Here is a 15740-nt window from a genome sequence, read left to right as displayed (position 1 = left end):
CCTGGGCGCACCTTAGTGCTCCGGCGCCGGGCCCTTTCACGGCCTTTCACCCGCGCGGGCTAGACCGACCAGAATCCCCCTCCGGAACTCTTGTCGGCCTCCGCGGCCTTCGTGAGACTGGTCGGCTTCGCCTTGGCCCCGGCCTCGGCCTCGGCCGGCCCGGCAGCGGCGTCCTTCGGCTCGGCCGGCCCCGCGACGGCCTCGGCCTCCGCACCCGCCGGGACGGCCTCGGCGTCGGCCTTGCCGTCCTTCGGCTCGGCCGGGACGGCCTCGGCCTCGGCGGCCGGACCCGGCTCGACCACCGTCTCCCGCCCCGGCCGCAGCTTCGCCGAGAGCACGAAGTACACCACCGCGAGCACGAAGACCACGATCGCGGTCCACACGTTCAGCCGCAGGCCCAGGATGTGGTGCGCCTCGTCGACCCGCATGTACTCGATCCACACGCGCCCGGAGCAGTAGGCCGCCACGTACAGCGCGAACGCCCGCCCGTGTCCCAGCTTGAAGCGCCGGTCGGCCCAGATGACGAGGGCGGCGACGCCCAGGCACCACAGGGACTCGTAGAGGAAGGTCGGGTGGTAGGTGCCGGCGACCCGGTTCGGGCCGTCGCTGATCTTCAGCGCCCACGGCAGGTCGGTCGCGCGGCCGTACAGCTCCTGGTTGAACCAGTTGCCCCAGCGGCCGAAGGCCTGGGCGATGGCGATGCCCGGGGCGAGCGCGTCGGCCCAGGCGGGCAGCGGGATGCCGCGCAGGCGGCAGCCGATCCAGGCGCCGACCGCGCCGAGCGCGATGGCGCCCCAGATGCCGAGGCCGCCCTCCCAGATCTTGAAGGCGTCGACCCAGTCCCGGCCCTCGCCGAAGTAGAGCTGGTAGTCGGTGATCACGTGGTAGAGGCGACCGCCGACCAGGCCGAACGGCACCGCCCACACGGCGATGTCCGCGACCGTGCCCGGCTTTCCGCCGCGCGCGATCCACCGCTTGTTGCCGAGCCAGACGGCGACGAAGACGCCGATGATGATGCAGAACGCGTAGCCGCGCAGCGGGATCGGTCCGAGATGGATCACGCCGGTCGACGGGCTGGGGATGTAAGCAAGGTCCATGGCAGACCTGACGCTACCCTGCCGGGCGGTACGGACCGCAACCCGCCCGGCAAGCTGAAACCAAAACCACACATGGCGGGGCCGCCCGGGTCAGCCTCCCGACCCCGTGCCGGCCCCCGCCCGGGAGCCGGAACCGGAACCGGATGCGGAACCGGAGCCGGTGGCCGTGGAGGCCTTGGAGCCGGTCTTGGAGCCGCTGCTGCCGGACGCGGACGCGGAGGGGGACGCCGACGGCGACGGGGCGGTCTTGCCTCCGGTGCCCTCGACCTTCTCCTTCAGCTTCTGCGGGGTCAGCGGGTTCGCCTGGTCGGAGAAGATGTCCTTGCCGTCGAGCAGCACGGTGGGGGTGCCCCGGAACTTCCCGTCGCGGAAGGCCTCGTGCGACTTGCCCACCCAGCTGTTGTGGGTGCCGTCCTCCACGCAGGAGCGGAAGGCGGGGGTGTCCAGTCCGTCGACCTTGCCGGCCAGCTCCAGCAGCTTGGCGTTCTTGCCGTAGGCGTCGTCGGTCTCGGGCGGCTGGTTCTGGAAGAGGACGTCGTGGTACGCGGAGAACTTGCCGGCGTCCTGGGCGCAGGCGGCGGCGTTCGCCCCCTTCAGGGAGCCGGTGCCGCCCATGTTCCCGTCGATCAGGGTGACCAGGTGGTACTCGACCTTGAGCAGCCCCTTGGCCTCCAGGTCGTGGATGGTGGTGCGGTAGTTGTCCTCGAAGGCCTTGCAGGCGGGGCAGCGGAAGTCCTCCCACACCGTGAGGGTGGACTTGGCCTCGTTCTTGCCGGTCTGGATGGCGAGCGCGTCCTTGCCGGTGGCTCCGGAGGGCGCGGCCACCGGGCCGGACTTGGCGGCCTTGTCGCCCTTGCCGACGTTGGCCGCGATCACGCCGACGACGGCGGCCAGGCCGAGCACGCCGACGACCGCCCCGGCGACCAGGAAGGTCCGCCGCCGCTTGTCCCGGCTCTTCTGCCGCTCGCGCTCCTGCTGGAGTCGCTCCCGGGCCGATCGTTTCGTCGCATCGCGGTTCGCACCGTCGTTCTTCTCGCTCACGTTCGGCCAAACGAAGCGGGGAGGCACTCGCGTGCCTCCCCGCTGCCGAATCCACCCGATCGGGCTACAGAACCTCGTCCCGTGCCCGCCCGGGGTCAGGACCTGCGTACGCCTTCCGCAAGCTCGCCCGCCAGCGCCCGCACGGCCGTGAGGCCCGTCGGCAGGTCCGGGGCGTCCAGGAGGAGCTTCACGAAGGCCGAGCCGACGATCACACCGTCGGCGAATCCGGCGACCTGCTTGGCCTGTACGGCGTTGGAGACGCCCAGGCCCACGCAGACCGGGAGGTCGGTGGTGGCGCGGGTGCGGCGCACCAGTTCCTGGGCCTCGTTGCCGACGGACTCGCGGGTGCCGGTGACTCCCATGAGGGAGGCGGCGTAGACGAAGCCGGAGCCGGCGGCGGTGATGGTCGCCAGGCGCTCGTCCTTGCTGCTGGGCGCCACGACGAAGACGGTCGCCAGACCGTGCTCGGCGGCGTGCTCCCGCCACAGCGCGGACTCCTGGACCGGCAGGTCGGGGAGGATGCAGCCGGCGCCGCCGGCGGCGGCCAGCTCGGCGGTGAACCGCTCGACGCCGTAGCGGTCGATGGGGTTCCAGTACGTCATGACCAGGATCGGGACGCCGGTGGCCTCGAAGGCCTCGCGGACGGTGCGCAGCACGTCGGCGATCTTGACGCCGCCGCGCAGGGCGATGTCGTCGGCGGTCTGGATGACGGCGCCGTCCAGGACCGGGTCGCTGTGGGGCAGGCCGATCTCGACGACGTCGGCGCCGCCCTCGATGATCGCCTTGACGGCCTCGATGCCGCCGTCGACGGTCGGGAAGCCGGCCGGGAGGTAGGCGACGAGGGCCGCGCGGTCCTCGGACTTGGCCTTGGCGAGGGTCGCGCTCAGCAGTTCGATGTTGCCCTGGTTGCTCACTTGTTCTCCCCCTCGGCCTCAGCGCCGTCGTACAGCCCGAAGTAGCGGGCGGCCGTGTCCATGTCCTTGTCGCCGCGGCCGGACAGGTTGACGACGATGAGGCCGTCCTTGCCCAGCTCCTTGCCCAGGTCGAGGGCGCCCGCGAGGGCGTGTGCCGACTCGATGGCCGGGATGATGCCCTCGGTGCGCGACAGCAGGCGCAGGGCCTGCATGGCGGCGTCGTCGGTGACCGCGCGGTACTCGCCGCGGCCGGTGTCCTTGAGGTAGGAGTGCTCGGGGCCGATGCCCGGGTAGTCCAGGCCGGCGGAGATGGAGTAGGGCTCGGTGATCTGGCCCTCCTCGTCCTGGAGGACGTAACTGCGGGAGCCGTGCAGGATGCCGGGCTCGCCCGCGGTGAGGGTGGCGGCGTGCTCGCCGGTCTCCACGCCGTGTCCGGCGGGCTCGAAGCCGACCAGGCGGACGTCCGCGTCGGGGATGAAGGCGTGGAAGAGGCCGATGGCGTTGGAGCCGCCGCCGACGCAGGCGGCGACGGCGTCGGGGAGCCGCCCGGCGCGCTCGATGATCTGGCGGCGGGCCTCGACGCCGATGACGCGGTGGAAGTCGCGGACCATGGCCGGGAAGGGGTGCGGGCCGGCGACGGTGCCGAAGAGGTAGTGGGTCTGGTCCACGTTGGCGACCCAGTCGCGGAACGCCTCGTTGATGGCGTCCTTGAGGGTCCGGGAGCCGGACTTCACGGCGATGACCTCGGCGCCGAGCATGCGCATGCGGGCCACGTTGAGGGCCTGGCGCTGGGTGTCGATCTCGCCCATGTAGATGGTGCAGTCGAGGCCGAAGAGGGCGCAGGCGGTGGCGGTGGCCACGCCGTGCTGGCCGGCGCCGGTCTCGGCGATGACGCGGGTCTTGCCCATGCGCTTGGTGAGCAGCGCCTGGCCCAGCACGTTGTTGATCTTGTGCGAGCCGGTGTGGTTGAGGTCCTCGCGCTTGAGGAAGATCCGGGCGCCGCCGGCGTGCTCGGCGAACCGGGGCACCTCGGTCAGGGCGCTGGGCCGGCCGGTGTAGTTGACCATGAGGTCGTTGAGCTCGGCGGCGAAGGCCGGGTCGCCCTTGGCCTTCTCGTACTCGACGGCGACCTCGTCCACGGCGGCGACGAGGGCCTCCGGGATGAACTTGCCGCCGAAGTCACCGAAGTAGCCCTCGGTGTTGGGGACGTGACCCTCCGGGTCCGGGATGAAGAACGAGCTGGTGGACATGTGCCACTACTCCTACGGGTACGGAATGCGAGGCTTCGCTCGACGCGGGCTGGATGCACCGTATTGCGCCGCCGGTCCGCCGCCCGCGCACCCCGCTGAGGGGGTGGGAGGCGTACGGACGGGACGGCCCGCGCCCACGAAGGGGGGCGGGGCCGTACGAGGGGCCCCGGCCGGATACGTCAGGGGTACCGGGCCGGAGGGGCCGCCGTTACGACGCGGTCGTGCCGCGCCATCGCATGCCGTTGACCTGTCCGGGCTCGGACCCGATCACGTAGCGCACCCGCCTGCCGTGCACGCGGCGGGCCGGGGCGCGGCAGCCGCGGGGGCGGCAGCCGCGCGCCAGCGGCGCGTGCGCCGTCGGCACGCCGGCCGGGCCGTGGCCCGGGCGGGTGCGGACGGAGGAGGAGGCGGGAGGCATGGGAGTGGTCAGCTCCGCCCGTGACGCAGGGCGGGGTGGGCGCCGGCGGCGACGAGGTCGGCCACGGCCGCCTTCGGGTCGCGGCCGGTGACCAGGGACTCGCCGACGAGGACGGCGTCGGCGCCCTCGTTGGCGTAGGCGATCAGGTCGTGGGGTCCGCGGATGCCGGACTCGGCGACCTTCACGATGTGGGGCGGGATCTCTCCGACGACGCGCTCGAAGGTGGAGCGGTCGACCTTGAGGTCCTTCAGGTTGCGCGCGTTGACGCCGATGATCTTGGCGCCGGCGGCGACGGCACGCTCGATCTCCTCCTCGTCGTGCACCTCGACGAGCGGGGTGAGGCCGATGGACTCGGCCCGCTCGATGAGGGAGACCAGGGCCTCCTGCTCCAGGGCCGCGACGATCAGCAGCACGAGGTCGGCGCCGTAGGCGCGGGCCTCCCACAGCTGGTACGCCGTGACGATGAAGTCCTTGCGCAGGATCGGGATGTCCACGCGTGCGCGGACGGCCTCCAGGTCGGCGAGCGAGCCGCCGAAGCGGCGCTGCTCGGTGAGGACGGAGATGACCGCCGCCCCGCCGGCCTCGTAATCGGCGGCGAGCCCGGCCGGATCCGCGATCGCGGCCAGCGCGCCCTTGGAGGGGCTGGAGCGCTTGACCTCGCAGATCACCTTGACGCCGTCGCCACGCAGGGCGGCGACGCCGTCCTTGGCCTGGGGCGCCTTGGCGGCACGCTCCTTGAGCTCGTCGAGGCTCACGCGGGCCTGCCGTTCGGCAAGGTCTTCGCGGACCCCTTCGATGATCTCGTCGAGCACACTCACGCGAGCGGCCCCCTTCCGGGTCGATGACGGTCGGCCGCCTTGCAGACACGTTCCACTGCAAGGTCAGCACTCAAATGGTATCCGCAGGTCGCCGAGGCCTCCGCACGGAGTTCTCGGTTTCCCAGGGACTGGACACTCGGAATATGGCCTTCCCGTAGTTCCCCCAAGGCCTCCGCCGGGGTCAGGGGGCCAGCGCGGAACCGAACGGGAGGTTCCGGACAATCGAGAATGCGAGCACCACGGCCCCGATCCCCCACCACCAGGCCGGCCGCAGCGCGATCCGGGGAACCGGGCCCCCGCGGAAGGCCCGCAGCAGCCACAGGGCCGTGAAGGCGGCGAAGACGAGGTAGCCGGCCACCGCCACGGCGTTGGCGCCCAGCGCCGCCGGCAGGTCGCCGGTGGCGAAGGCGTGGGCGCTGCGCAGCCCGCCGCAGCCGGGGCACAGCACCCCGGTCAGCCGGAACAGCGGGCAGACCGGATAGTGCCCCGGTTCGTTCGGGTCCACCACGCCCAGGTACGCGAAGGCCGCCACGGCCCCGGCCAGGGTCAGCACGGGGGCGGCCAGCCGCCGGGCCCGGGAGGCCCGCACGGGCGCCCCGCCAGGCGGCGGCCCCCAGGGGCCCGCGTGCGGGGCGTGCGGGGCGTCGGTACGAGAGGCTTCCACCCGCTGATTCTCTCCGCTCATGACAAAAGGCGCAGCCCGACGGGGCCGCGCCTTTCGAACAGCGGACCGGCAGACCCGCGGGGTCACGCTCAGACCTTGGCGGCGACCCGGTTGGCGGCGATGACCTCGGCGAGGTCGCGGTGGGTGGCCTTCGGCGCGCCCATGCCGGCGGCACGCATCGCGAGGCCGACCACACCGCCGAGCGCGACGACGACCATGCCGGCCCAGAACCCGAGCGGGTTCGCCAGCACCATGAAGGCGCCGGATACGCAGAAACCGATGAAGGCGATGACGACACCGGTCCAGGCGGCCGGGGTGTGTCCGTGGCTCGTGCCCGCCATGAGTTGCTCCTCGTTGCTCTGTCTCGCGTGCGGTGCCGCACGCTCGCTGTCATTGTCCCGCACGGCGCCGCCGGTTTCTCCAGTGGGTGGCGATCTCCGGCGGCCCGTTCTAGCGGGTGGGGTCCTCGCCGCGGTCCAGTGCCTTCCACAGGTCCTCCGGCCGGTCCGGGTCCACCGGGGCCGGGGTGCGCCCGCGGGGGCTCCCGTCGCGCTCGTAGCGGCCTCCCATCGCGGGCCAGCCGCTGCCGAAGCGCAGCGCGAGCAGTCCCGCGAGCAGGATCAGGGCAGCGCCGGAAGCGGTGACGTACGGCCACGCCGTATGGGTCAGCTCCACCACCCGGGCGGCGGTGTCGGCGGTCGCGGTGGCGGCCCGCTCGTCCAGCGCGGCCCGGTCGTCGGCGGCGGCCACCGCGGCCAGGGCCGCGCCCAGACCACTCAGCGCGAGCAGCCCGGAGACCAGCAGCCGCCCCCGGCCCCGTACGGCGAACACGGCGACCAGGGCGGCGAGGCCGACGATGGCCAGGGCCGCCGGGAGGCCCGTGACGGCCCGCCCGTCCGCGGTCAGGGGCAGGGTCCCGCCGCCGATGGAGGCGCTGCCACGGGCCCAGGTGCGGCCGGAGGCGAGCAGGACGACGGTGGAGCCGAGCGCGCCGAGCAGCAGGGCGACGGCCACGGTGCGGCGGCCGGTGCTGCTGTCGGGGGCCTCGGCCTCGCTGGGGGGGTGGGGTACGGCACTCACGTACCCCACTATCCCCTACGGCCTCAGCCGCGGTGGAGGCGGTTCGCCGCTCCGACGGCGCGGAGCACGGCGGCGGCCTTGTTGCGGCACTCCCGGTCCTCCAGCTCGGGCACCGAGTCCGCGACCACGCCCGCCCCGGCCTGCACGTACGCCGTGCCGTCGCGCAGCAGCGCGGTGCGGATGGCGATGGCCGTGTCGGAGTCCCCCGCGAAGTCGAGGTAGCCGACGCAGCCGCCGTACAGGCCGCGCCGGGAGGGCTCCAGCTCCTCGATGATCTGCATGGCGCGCGGCTTGGGCGCGCCGGAGAGGGTGCCGGCGGGGAAGCAGGCCGTCAGCACGTCGAAGGCGCTCTTCCCCTCGGCGACCCGGCCGGTGACGGTGGAGACGATGTGCATGACGTGCGAGTACCGCTCGATGCTCATGAAGTCGACGACCTCCACGGAGCCCGGCTCGCACACCCGGCCCAGGTCGTTGCGGCCCAGGTCGACGAGCATGAGGTGCTCGGCGCGCTCCTTCGGGTCGGCCAGCAGCTCCTCGGCGAGGTCGTTGTCCTCCTGCGGGGTCGCGCCCCGGTGCCGGGTTCCCGCGATCGGGTGGACCATGGCCCGGCCGTCCTCAACCTTGACCAGCGCCTCGGGGCTGGAGCCGACGACGTCGAAGCCGTTCTCGAAGCGGAAGAGGTACATGTACGGGGACGGGTTGGTGGCCCGCAGCACCCGGTAGACGTCCAGCGCGGACGCCTCGCAGGGGGTCTCGAACCGCTGCGAGGGCACCACCTGGAAGGCCTCGCCGGCCCGGATCCGCTCCTTCACGTCCTCCACGGCCGCCTGGTACTTCTCGCCGCCCCACAGCGCGGAGAACTCCGGCAGCTCGGAGGCGGGCAGCGGGGCCGGGGCGTACGGCGCGGGCCGCGCGAGGTCGGCCTCCATGGCGTCGAGGCGGGCGACGGCGTCGGCGTAGGCCTCGTCGACCCCGGAGTCCAGGTCGTTGTGGTTGATCGCGTTGGCGATCAGCTGGACGGTGCCGTCCCAGTGGTCCAGGACCGCCAGGTCGGAGGTGAGGAGCATGGTCAGCTCGGGCAGCTCCAGGTCGTCCTCGGCGTGCTCGCCGATGCGCTCCAGGCGGCGGACGATGTCGTACCCGAGGTAGCCGACCATGCCGCCGGTGAAGGGCGGCATTCCGCCCGCGAGGTCGCGGGGAGTGTGCAGGGCCTCGACGGTGGCGCGCAGGGCCTCCAGGGGGTCGCCGGCCGTGGGGACGCCGACGGGCGGGGTGCCGATCCAGTGCGCCTGGCCGTCCTTGACGGTGAGGGTGGAGTCGCTGCGCACGCCGACGAAGGAGTAGCGGGACCAGGAGCGGCCGTTCTCGGCGGACTCCAGCAGGAAGGTGCCGGGGCGTTCGGCGGCCAGCTTGCGGTAGAGCCCGACCGGGGTGTCCCCGTCGGCCAGCAGCCTGCGGCTGACGGGGATGACACGGCGGTCGGCCGCGAGCTTGCGGAACGTCTCGAGATCCATGGGGTGGGACCCTAACTGGCTAGCGGGCGTCGCTGAAAAGGACATCGTCGTCGAAGCAGGTGCGGGCGCCCGTGTGGCAGGCGGCGCCGACCTGGTCGACCTTGACGAGCACGGTGTCCGCGTCGCAGTCGAGGGCGACGGACTTCACGTACTGGAAGTGGCCGGAGGTGTCCCCCTTGACCCAGTACTCCTGGCGGCTGCGGGACCAGTAGGTGCAGCGGCCGGTGGTGAGGGTGCGGTGCAGGGCCTCGTCGTCCATCCAGCCGAGCATGAGCACCTCACCGGTGTCGTACTGCTGGGCGATGGCCGGGACCAGGCCGTCCGGGGAGCGCTTGAGGCGGGCGGCGACGGCGGGGTCGAGGGAGGACGTACTCATGGGCCCCATTGTGCCGCGCGGAAGGACCCTTTACGGATCACCGTCCGCCTGATGGGCAGCCGCGCGACGGGGCGCGGCCGTAGGCTGGCCCGCATGTCTACCCATGCGAAGCGTGAACGGCTGCTGCTGGCGGACCTCCTGGAGGCGGCGGGACCGGAGGCGCCGACGCTGTGCGACGGCTGGACCTGCCGGGACCTCGCGGCGCACGTGGTGGTGCGCGAGCGCCGCCCCGACGCGGCGGGCGGGCTGCTGCTGAACGTGCTGAAGGACCGCCTCGACCGGGCGATGGCCGAGTACACGGCCAAGCCGTACGAGGAGCTCGTCCAGCTGATCCGCACCGGCCCGCCGAAGCTGTCCGTGTACGCGCTGAAGCAGATCGACGAGGCGGCGAACGCGGTGGAGTTCTACGTCCACGCGGAGGACGTGCGGCGCGCCCAGCCGGACTGGTCGCCGCGGACGCTGGACCCGGTGTTCTCGGACGCGCTCTGGTCCCGGCTGGAGAAGCTGGCCCGGCTGACGGGCCGCCGCTCGCCGGTGGGCCTGGTGCTGCGCCGCCCCGACGGGCGCACGGCGGTGGCGCACAAGGGCGTACCGGTGGTGACGGTCACCGGGGAGCCGGGGGAGCTGACGCTGTTCTGCTTCGGCCGGCAGAACTCGGCCGCGGTGGAACTGGACGGGGAGAAGGAGGCCGTCGCGAAGCTGACGGTGGCCCAGCTGGGCATTTGATCCTTCGACGCGCCCGGCACGGTCCGGTGCCGGCCGCCCCGCGCGGGGCGGCCGGGACCGGACGTCGACTCAGCGGACCGGGTGGCCGGCCTCGCGCAGGGCTCCCTTGACCTCGGAGATCCGCAGGTCGCCGAAGTGGAACACCGAGGCGGCGAGGACCGCGTCGGCGCCCGCGCCGATGGCGGGCGCGAAGTGCTCCAGCTTGCCGGCGCCGCCCGAGGCGATGACCGGGACGGTGACGTGCCGGCGCACGGCCGCGATCATCTCGGTGTCGTAGCCGTCCTTGGTGCCGTCGGCGTCCATGGAGTTCAGCAGGATCTCCCCGGCGCCCAGTTCGGCCGCGCGGTGCGCCCACTCGACGGCGTCGATGCCGGTGCCCCGGCGGCCGCCGTGGGTGGTGACCTCGAAGGAGCCGGTCTCGGTGCGGCGGGCGTCGACCGACAGGACGAGGACCTGGCGGCCGAAGCGCTCGGCGATCTCCTGGATCAGCTCCGGGCGGGCGATGGCGGCGGTGTTGACGCCCACCTTGTCGGCGCCGGCCCGCAGCAGCTTGTCGACGTCGTCGGCCGTGCGGACGCCGCCGCCGACCGTGAGCGGGATGAACACCTGCTCGGCGGTGCGCCGCACCACGTCGTAGGTGGTCTCGCGGTTGCCGGAGGAGGCGGTGATGTCGAGGAAGGTCAGCTCGTCGGCGCCCTCGGCGTCGTACAGCTTGGCCATCTCCACCGGGTCGCCGGCGTCGCGCAGGTTCTGGAAGTTGACGCCCTTGACGACCCGGCCGTTGTCCACGTCCAGGCAGGGGATCACTCGTACGGCGAGGGTCATCGCGCGGTCTCCTTGTACGCCTCTACCTCCACCTCGACGACCATGTTCGGGTCGACGAAGCCGGACACGATGATCATGGAGGCGGCGGGGCGGACCGCGTCGAAGAGGGCCTTGTGGGCGCGGCCCACCTCCTCCACGTCCCGGGCGTGGGTGAGGTACATCCGGGTGCGGACCACGTCCTCGGCGCCCAGGCCGGCCTCGGCGAGCGCCTTGAAGGCGACCTCGAAGGCCTTGACCGTCTGGTCGTACGGGCCGCCCGCGTCGGCGGCGGTGCAGCCGGAGACCAGCACCAGGCCGTTGGGGAGGGCGACGGCGCGCGAGTAGCCGATCACGTCCTCGTAGGGGCCGCCGGAGGAGATCCGGCGCACTTCCGCGGAGCTCATGCGCGCACCGCCTCCAGGGCCTCTTCCAGGGTGAAGGCCTTGGCGTACAGGGCCTTGCCCACGATCGCGCCCTCGACGCCCAGCGGGACCAGCTCGGACAGCGCCCGCAGGTCGTCCAGGGACGACACGCCGCCGGAGGCGACGACGGGCCGGTCGGTGGCGGCGCAGACGTTACGCAGCAGCTCCAGGTTGGGGCCGGTCAGCGTGCCGTCCTTGCCGATGTCGGTGACGACGTAGCGGGCGCAGCCCTCGGAGTCCAGGCGGGCGAGGGTCTCGTAGAGGTCGCCGCCCTCGCTGGTCCAGCCGCGGCCCTTGAGAGTGGTGCCGCGCACGTCGAGGCCGATGGCGATCCGGTCGCCGTGCTCGGCGATGGCCTTGGCGGCCCACTCGGGGGTCTCCAGGGCGGCGGTGCCGAGGTTGACGCGGGTGCAGCCGGTGGCGAGGGCCGCGGCGAGCGTGGCGTCGTCGCGGATGCCGCCGGACAGCTCGACCTTGATGTCCATCGCACGGGTGATCTCGGCGACCAGGGCGCGGTTGTCGCCGGTGCCGAAGGCGGCGTCCAGGTCGACGAGGTGCAGCCACTCGGCGCCGGACGCCTGCCAGGCGAGGGCCGCCTCCAGCGGGGAGCCGTAGGAGGTCTCGCTGCCCGACACGCCGTGCACCAGGCGTACGGCCTGGCCGTCGCGGACGTCGACCGCGGGGAGCAGTTCAAGCGTGTTCGGCATCAGAGGGTCTCGATCCAGTTGGTGAGGAGCTGGGCTCCGGCGTCGCCGGACTTCTCGGGGTGGAACTGGGTGGCCCACAGGGCGCCGTTCTCCACCGCCGCGACGAACCGCTCGCCGTGCGTGGCCCAGGTGACCTTGGGGCCCTTGATCCGGGGGTTGGTGACCTCCAGCGTCCAGTCGTGGGCCGCGTAGGAGTGCACGAAGTAGAAGCGGGCGTCGGCGTCCAGCCCGGCGAAGGCCTGGCTGTCGGCCGGGGCCTCGACGGTGTTCCAGCCCATGTGCGGGACGACGGGGGCCTTCAGCGGGCCGACGGTGCCGGGCCACTCGTCGAGGCCCTCGGTCTCCACGCCGTGCTCGATGCCGCGCTCGAAGAGGATCTGCATGCCGACGCAGATGCCCATGACGGGCCGCCCGCCGGACAGCCGGCGGCCGATGATCCAGTCGCCGCGCGCGTCCTTGAGGCCCTTCATGCAGGCGGAGAAGGCGCCGACACCGGGCACGAGGAGCCCGTCGGCGTCCATGGCCTTGTCGTAGTCGCGGGTGATCTCGACGTCCGCGCCGACGCGCGCGAGGGCGCGCTCGGCGGAACGGATGTTGCCGAAGCCGTAGTCGAAGACGACGACGTTCTTCTTGGCGCTCATTCCCAGATTCCTTGGATTCGCAGGACTCCCGCGGCCAGACACATCACGGAGCCGAGGGCGAGCAGAATGATCACCGATTTCGGCATCTTCTGCTTCTGGAAGGAGTAGACGCCCCCGGCCAGGAACAGGCCGAGGACGATCAGGATGGTGTTCAGGCCGTTCACTGCTAGAGGGCGCCCTTCGTGGAGGGCAGGATGCCGGCGGCGCGCGGGTCGAACTCGGCGGCGTAGCGCAGGGCCCGGGCGAGGGCCTTGAACTGGCACTCCACGATGTGGTGGGCGTTGCGGCCGTACGGGACGTGGATGTGCAGGGCGATCTGGGCCTGCGCGACGAAGGACTCGAAGATGTGCCGGGTCATCGTCGTGTCGTACTCGCCGATCATCGGCGCCATGTTCTCGGGCTCGGTGTGCACGAGGTACGGGCGGCCGGAGAGGTCCACGGTCACCTGGGCGAGGGACTCGTCCAGCGGGACGGTGCAGTTGCCGAAGCGGTAGATGCCCACCTTGTCGCCGAGGGCCTGCTTGAAGGCGGCGCCCAGCGCGAGGGCGGTGTCCTCGATGGTGTGGTGGCTGTCGATGTGCAGGTCGCCGTCCGTCTTGACCGTGAGGTCGAAGAGGCCGTGGCGGCCGAGCTGGTCGAGCATGTGGTCGTAGAAGCCGACACCCGTCGAGACGTCGACCTTGCCGGTGCCGTCGAGGTCTATCTCGACGAGGACCGTGGTCTCCTTCGTGGTGCGCTCGACCCGTCCGATGCGGCTCATGCCTGCTGCTCCTTCTTCAGTGCGCGAACCGCTTCCAGGAACGCGTCGTTCTCGGCCGGCGTGCCGGCGGTGACCCGCAGCCAGCCCGGTACGCCGTTGTCCCGGACCAGGACGCCCTGGTCGAGGATCTTCTGCCAGGCGGTGTGGGAGTCCTCGAACTTCCCGAACTGGACGAAGTTCGCGTCGGACTCGGTGACCTCGAAGCCGATGGCCCGCAGCTCGGTGACGAGGCGGTCCCGTTCGGCCTTGAGCTGCTCGACGTAGCCGAGCAGGGTGTCGGTGTGCTCCAGCGCGGCCAGCGCGGTCGCCTGGGTGACGGCGGACAGGTGGTACGGCAGGCGTACGAGCTGCACGGCGTCGACGACGGCCGGGTGCGCGGCCAGGTAGCCCAGGCGCAGGCCCGCGGCGCCGAAGGCCTTGGACATGGTCCGGGAGACCACCAGGTTGGGGCGGCCCTCGATCAGCGGGAGGAGGGAGTCCCGGTGGGAGAACTCCACGTAGGCCTCGTCCACGATGACCAGGGAGGGCTTGGCGGCCTGCGCGGCCTCGTAGAGGGCGAGGACCGTCTCCGCCTCGACCGCGGTGCCCGTGGGGTTGTTCGGCGAGGCGATGAACACGACGTCGGGGGCGTGCTCGGCGATGGCCAGCTCGGCCGCCGCCACGTCGATGGTGAAGTCCTCGCGGCGCGGGCCGGAGATCCAGCCGGTGCCGGTGCCGCGCGCGATGAGCGCGTGCATCGAGTACGAGGGCTCGAAGCCGATGGCCGTGCGCCCCGGGCCGCCGAAGGTCTGGAGCAGCTGCTGGAGGACCTCGTTGGAGCCGTTGGCGGCCCAGACGTTCTCCTTGGCGACGGGGTGCTTGGCCGTGCGGGTGAGGTAGGCGGCCAGCTCGGTGCGCAGCTCGACCGCGTCCCGGTCGGGGTAGCGGTTGAGGGTGCGGGCGGCGTCGGCGACGCGCTCGGCGATGCGCCGTACGAGCGGCTCGGGCAGCTCGTACGGGTTCTCGTTGGTGTTCAGCTGGACGGGCACGTCGAGCTGCGGGGCGCCGTAGGGGGTCTTGCCGCGGAGCTCGTCCCGGATGGGGAGGTCGTCGATGCCGATCGTGGTCACTGGTTCGGGACCTTCCATCCGCTGTGCTGGTCCTGTTCGCCTCCGGCAAAACGGGCCTTGATGGCCGCGCCGTGCGCGGGCAGGTCCTCGGCCTCGGCGAGGGTCACCACGTGGTGGGCCACGTCGGCGAGGGCGTCGCGCGTGTAGTCGACGATGTGGATGCCGCGCAGGAAGGACTGCACGGACAGGCCCGAGGAGTGGCAGGCGCAGCCGCCGGTGGGCAGGACGTGGTTGGAGCCGGCGCAGTAGTCGCCGAGGGAGACCGGCGCCCAGGGGCCGACGAAGACCGCGCCGGCGTTGCGGACCCGGGCGGCCCAGGCGGCGGCGTCGGCGGTCTGGATCTCCAGGTGTTCGGCGCCGTACGCGTCGACGACCTTGAGGCCGTCCTCCAGGCTGTCGACCAGCACGATCGCGGACTGCTTGCCGGCGAGGGCGGGCTTGATCCGGTCCTCGACGTGCTTGGTCGCGGCGACCTGCGGCTCCAGCTCCTTCTCGACGGCTTCCGCGAGTTCGGCGGAGTCCGTGACGAGGACGGCGGCGGCGAGCGGGTCGTGCTCGGCCTGGCTGATCAGGTCGGCGGCGACGTGGACCGGGTCGGCCGTGGAGTCGGCGAGGACGGCGATCTCGGTGGGGCCGGCCTCGGTGTCGATGCCGATCTTCCCGGTGAAGTAGCGCTTGGCGGCGGCGACCCAGATGTTGCCGGGGCCGGTCACCATGTTCGCGGGGGCGCACTCGTCCGTGCCGTACGCGAACATCGCGACGGCCTGGGCGCCGCCGGCCGCGTACACCTCGTCCACGCCGAGCAGCGCGCACGCCGCCAGGATGGTCGGGTGCGGCAGCCCGCCGAACTCTTTCTGCGGCGGGGACGCGAGCGCGATCGACTCGACGCCCGCCTCCTGGGCCGGGACCACGTTCATGACGACGGAGGACGGGTACACGGAGCGGCCGCCGGGGGCGTACAGGCCCACGCGCTCGACCGGAACCCACTTCTCGGTCACGGTGCCGCCGGGGACCACCTGGGTGGTGTGCTCGGTCCGGCGCTGGTTGCGGTGCACGATCCGGGCGCGCCGGATGGACTCCTCCAGGGCGGCGCGGACGGCCGGGTCCAGCTGTTCCAGGGCGGCCTTGAGGGCCTCCGCGGGCACCCGGACCTGCGTGAGTTCGACCCCGTCGAACTTCTGCGCGTACTCGATCAGCGCCGCCGTGCCACGATGATGGACGTCCTCGCAGATGGGCCGCACCTTTTCCAGGGCGGCTTCCACGTCGAACTCGGCACGGGGCAGCAGGTCGCGCAGGGCGCCGCCCTCGGGGAGGGCGTCACCGCGCAGGTCGATACGAGAGATCACGTCCCAATTCTCTCAGACCGCTTCCCACCGCCGTCCGCCCGTATCACTGGCTG

Annotated in this window: 20 protein-coding genes; 1 reads left to right on the top strand and 19 read right to left on the bottom strand. The window is 72.4% G+C overall.

Annotated elements, in window-relative coordinates:
* Positions 1–59: 59 nt before the first annotated feature.
* From lgt to hisI, 11 genes are all read right to left on the bottom strand, one after another.
* Positions 60–1097: a prolipoprotein diacylglyceryl transferase gene (gene lgt, locus ACQKM2_RS27960; RefSeq protein WP_427714556.1), complete on the bottom strand. Its 1038-nt coding sequence runs from the start codon at positions 1095–1097 to the stop codon at positions 60–62.
* 90 nt (positions 1098–1187) lie between these two features.
* Complete coding sequence (locus ACQKM2_RS27955) at positions 1188–2138, bottom strand: DsbA family protein (protein WP_427714554.1); 951 nt, start codon at positions 2136–2138, stop codon at positions 1188–1190.
* Positions 2139–2233: 95 nt separating this feature from the next.
* On the bottom strand, positions 2234–3052 hold the full coding sequence (trpA, locus tag ACQKM2_RS27950) for a tryptophan synthase subunit alpha (protein ID WP_427714552.1): 819 nt from the start codon (positions 3050–3052) through the stop codon (positions 2234–2236).
* Positions 3049–4302 carry a tryptophan synthase subunit beta gene (gene trpB / locus ACQKM2_RS27945; RefSeq protein ID WP_427714550.1) on the bottom strand — a complete coding sequence of 418 codons (1254 nt, stop codon included), beginning with the start codon at positions 4300–4302 and terminating at the stop codon, positions 3049–3051. The genes trpA and trpB overlap by 4 nt, the downstream gene beginning before the upstream one ends.
* Before the next feature lie 208 nt (positions 4303–4510).
* The gene (gene trpM / locus ACQKM2_RS27940) at positions 4511–4720 is read right to left on the bottom strand and encodes a tryptophan biosynthesis modulator TrpM (protein WP_405981123.1); all 210 of its coding nucleotides are present in this window, start codon (positions 4718–4720) and stop codon (positions 4511–4513) included.
* A gap of 8 nt (positions 4721–4728) precedes the next feature.
* Positions 4729–5538, bottom strand: a complete 810-nt coding sequence (gene trpC, locus ACQKM2_RS27935; RefSeq protein WP_007263565.1) for an indole-3-glycerol phosphate synthase TrpC — start codon at positions 5536–5538, stop codon at positions 4729–4731.
* 181 nt (positions 5539–5719) lie between these two features.
* Complete coding sequence (locus ACQKM2_RS27930; RefSeq protein WP_427714548.1) at positions 5720–6223, bottom strand: DUF2752 domain-containing protein; 504 nt, start codon at positions 6221–6223, stop codon at positions 5720–5722.
* A gap of 68 nt (positions 6224–6291) precedes the next feature.
* Positions 6292–6543: an HGxxPAAW family protein gene (locus ACQKM2_RS27925; RefSeq protein WP_427714547.1), complete on the bottom strand. Its 252-nt coding sequence runs from the start codon at positions 6541–6543 to the stop codon at positions 6292–6294.
* 109 nt (positions 6544–6652) lie between these two features.
* Entirely contained in the window at positions 6653–7291 is a 639-nt protein-coding gene (locus ACQKM2_RS27920) for a TIGR02234 family membrane protein (RefSeq protein WP_427714545.1), read from the bottom strand.
* A 14-nt stretch (positions 7292–7305) separates the two neighbouring features.
* The gene (locus ACQKM2_RS27915) at positions 7306–8796 is read right to left on the bottom strand and encodes an anthranilate synthase component I (RefSeq protein ID WP_427714543.1); all 1491 of its coding nucleotides are present in this window, start codon (positions 8794–8796) and stop codon (positions 7306–7308) included.
* Positions 8797–8815: 19 nt separating this feature from the next.
* Positions 8816–9181, bottom strand: coding sequence for a phosphoribosyl-AMP cyclohydrolase (gene hisI, locus ACQKM2_RS27910; RefSeq protein ID WP_125816875.1), 366 nt, complete (start codon positions 9179–9181; stop codon positions 8816–8818).
* 84 nt (positions 9182–9265) lie between these two features.
* Here hisI and ACQKM2_RS27905 point away from each other — a divergent pair, with 84 nt between their 5' ends.
* Positions 9266–9898: a TIGR03085 family metal-binding protein gene (locus ACQKM2_RS27905; protein ID WP_427714541.1), complete on the top strand. Its 633-nt coding sequence runs from the start codon at positions 9266–9268 to the stop codon at positions 9896–9898.
* 69 nt (positions 9899–9967) lie between these two features.
* Here ACQKM2_RS27905 and hisF read toward each other — a convergent pair whose 3' ends face one another.
* The 8 genes from hisF to hisD are packed head-to-tail and all read right to left on the bottom strand — an operon-like array spanning position 9968 to position 15687.
* Positions 9968–10723 (bottom strand): imidazole glycerol phosphate synthase subunit HisF, encoded by a 756-nt coding sequence (gene hisF / locus ACQKM2_RS27900; protein ID WP_007263572.1) that lies wholly within the window; start codon positions 10721–10723, stop codon positions 9968–9970.
* Positions 10720–11106, bottom strand: coding sequence for a RidA family protein (locus tag ACQKM2_RS27895; RefSeq protein ID WP_427714538.1), 387 nt, complete (start codon positions 11104–11106; stop codon positions 10720–10722). Before ACQKM2_RS27895 ends, hisF begins: the two co-directional genes overlap by 4 nt.
* Entirely contained in the window at positions 11103–11831 is a 729-nt protein-coding gene (priA, locus tag ACQKM2_RS27890) for a bifunctional 1-(5-phosphoribosyl)-5-((5-phosphoribosylamino)methylideneamino)imidazole-4-carboxamide isomerase/phosphoribosylanthranilate isomerase PriA (RefSeq protein ID WP_385770893.1), read from the bottom strand. The genes ACQKM2_RS27895 and priA overlap by 4 nt, the downstream gene beginning before the upstream one ends.
* Positions 11831–12472: an imidazole glycerol phosphate synthase subunit HisH gene (hisH, locus tag ACQKM2_RS27885; protein WP_405981113.1), complete on the bottom strand. Its 642-nt coding sequence runs from the start codon at positions 12470–12472 to the stop codon at positions 11831–11833. The genes priA and hisH overlap by 1 nt, the downstream gene beginning before the upstream one ends.
* The gene (locus ACQKM2_RS27880; protein WP_266838544.1) at positions 12469–12636 is read right to left on the bottom strand and encodes a hypothetical protein; all 168 of its coding nucleotides are present in this window, start codon (positions 12634–12636) and stop codon (positions 12469–12471) included. The genes hisH and ACQKM2_RS27880 overlap by 4 nt, the downstream gene beginning before the upstream one ends.
* Before the next feature lie 2 nt (positions 12637–12638).
* Positions 12639–13232 carry an imidazoleglycerol-phosphate dehydratase HisB gene (gene hisB / locus ACQKM2_RS27875; protein WP_007263577.1) on the bottom strand — a complete coding sequence of 198 codons (594 nt, stop codon included), beginning with the start codon at positions 13230–13232 and terminating at the stop codon, positions 12639–12641.
* Entirely contained in the window at positions 13229–14341 is a 1113-nt protein-coding gene (locus ACQKM2_RS27870) for a histidinol-phosphate transaminase (RefSeq protein ID WP_427714537.1), read from the bottom strand. The genes hisB and ACQKM2_RS27870 overlap by 4 nt, the downstream gene beginning before the upstream one ends.
* The gene (gene hisD, locus ACQKM2_RS27865) at positions 14338–15687 is read right to left on the bottom strand and encodes a histidinol dehydrogenase (protein ID WP_427714535.1); all 1350 of its coding nucleotides are present in this window, start codon (positions 15685–15687) and stop codon (positions 14338–14340) included. Before hisD ends, ACQKM2_RS27870 begins: the two co-directional genes overlap by 4 nt.
* Between the last annotated feature and the right edge of the window lie 53 nt (positions 15688–15740).

It is taken from the genome of Streptomyces sp. NPDC004126 (assembly GCF_050275515.1).
Lineage (GTDB): Bacteria > Actinomycetota > Actinomycetes > Streptomycetales > Streptomycetaceae > Streptomyces.
Note: the sequence above shows the minus strand (reverse complement) of the source record. Positions and strands in the feature narration are given on the sequence as shown.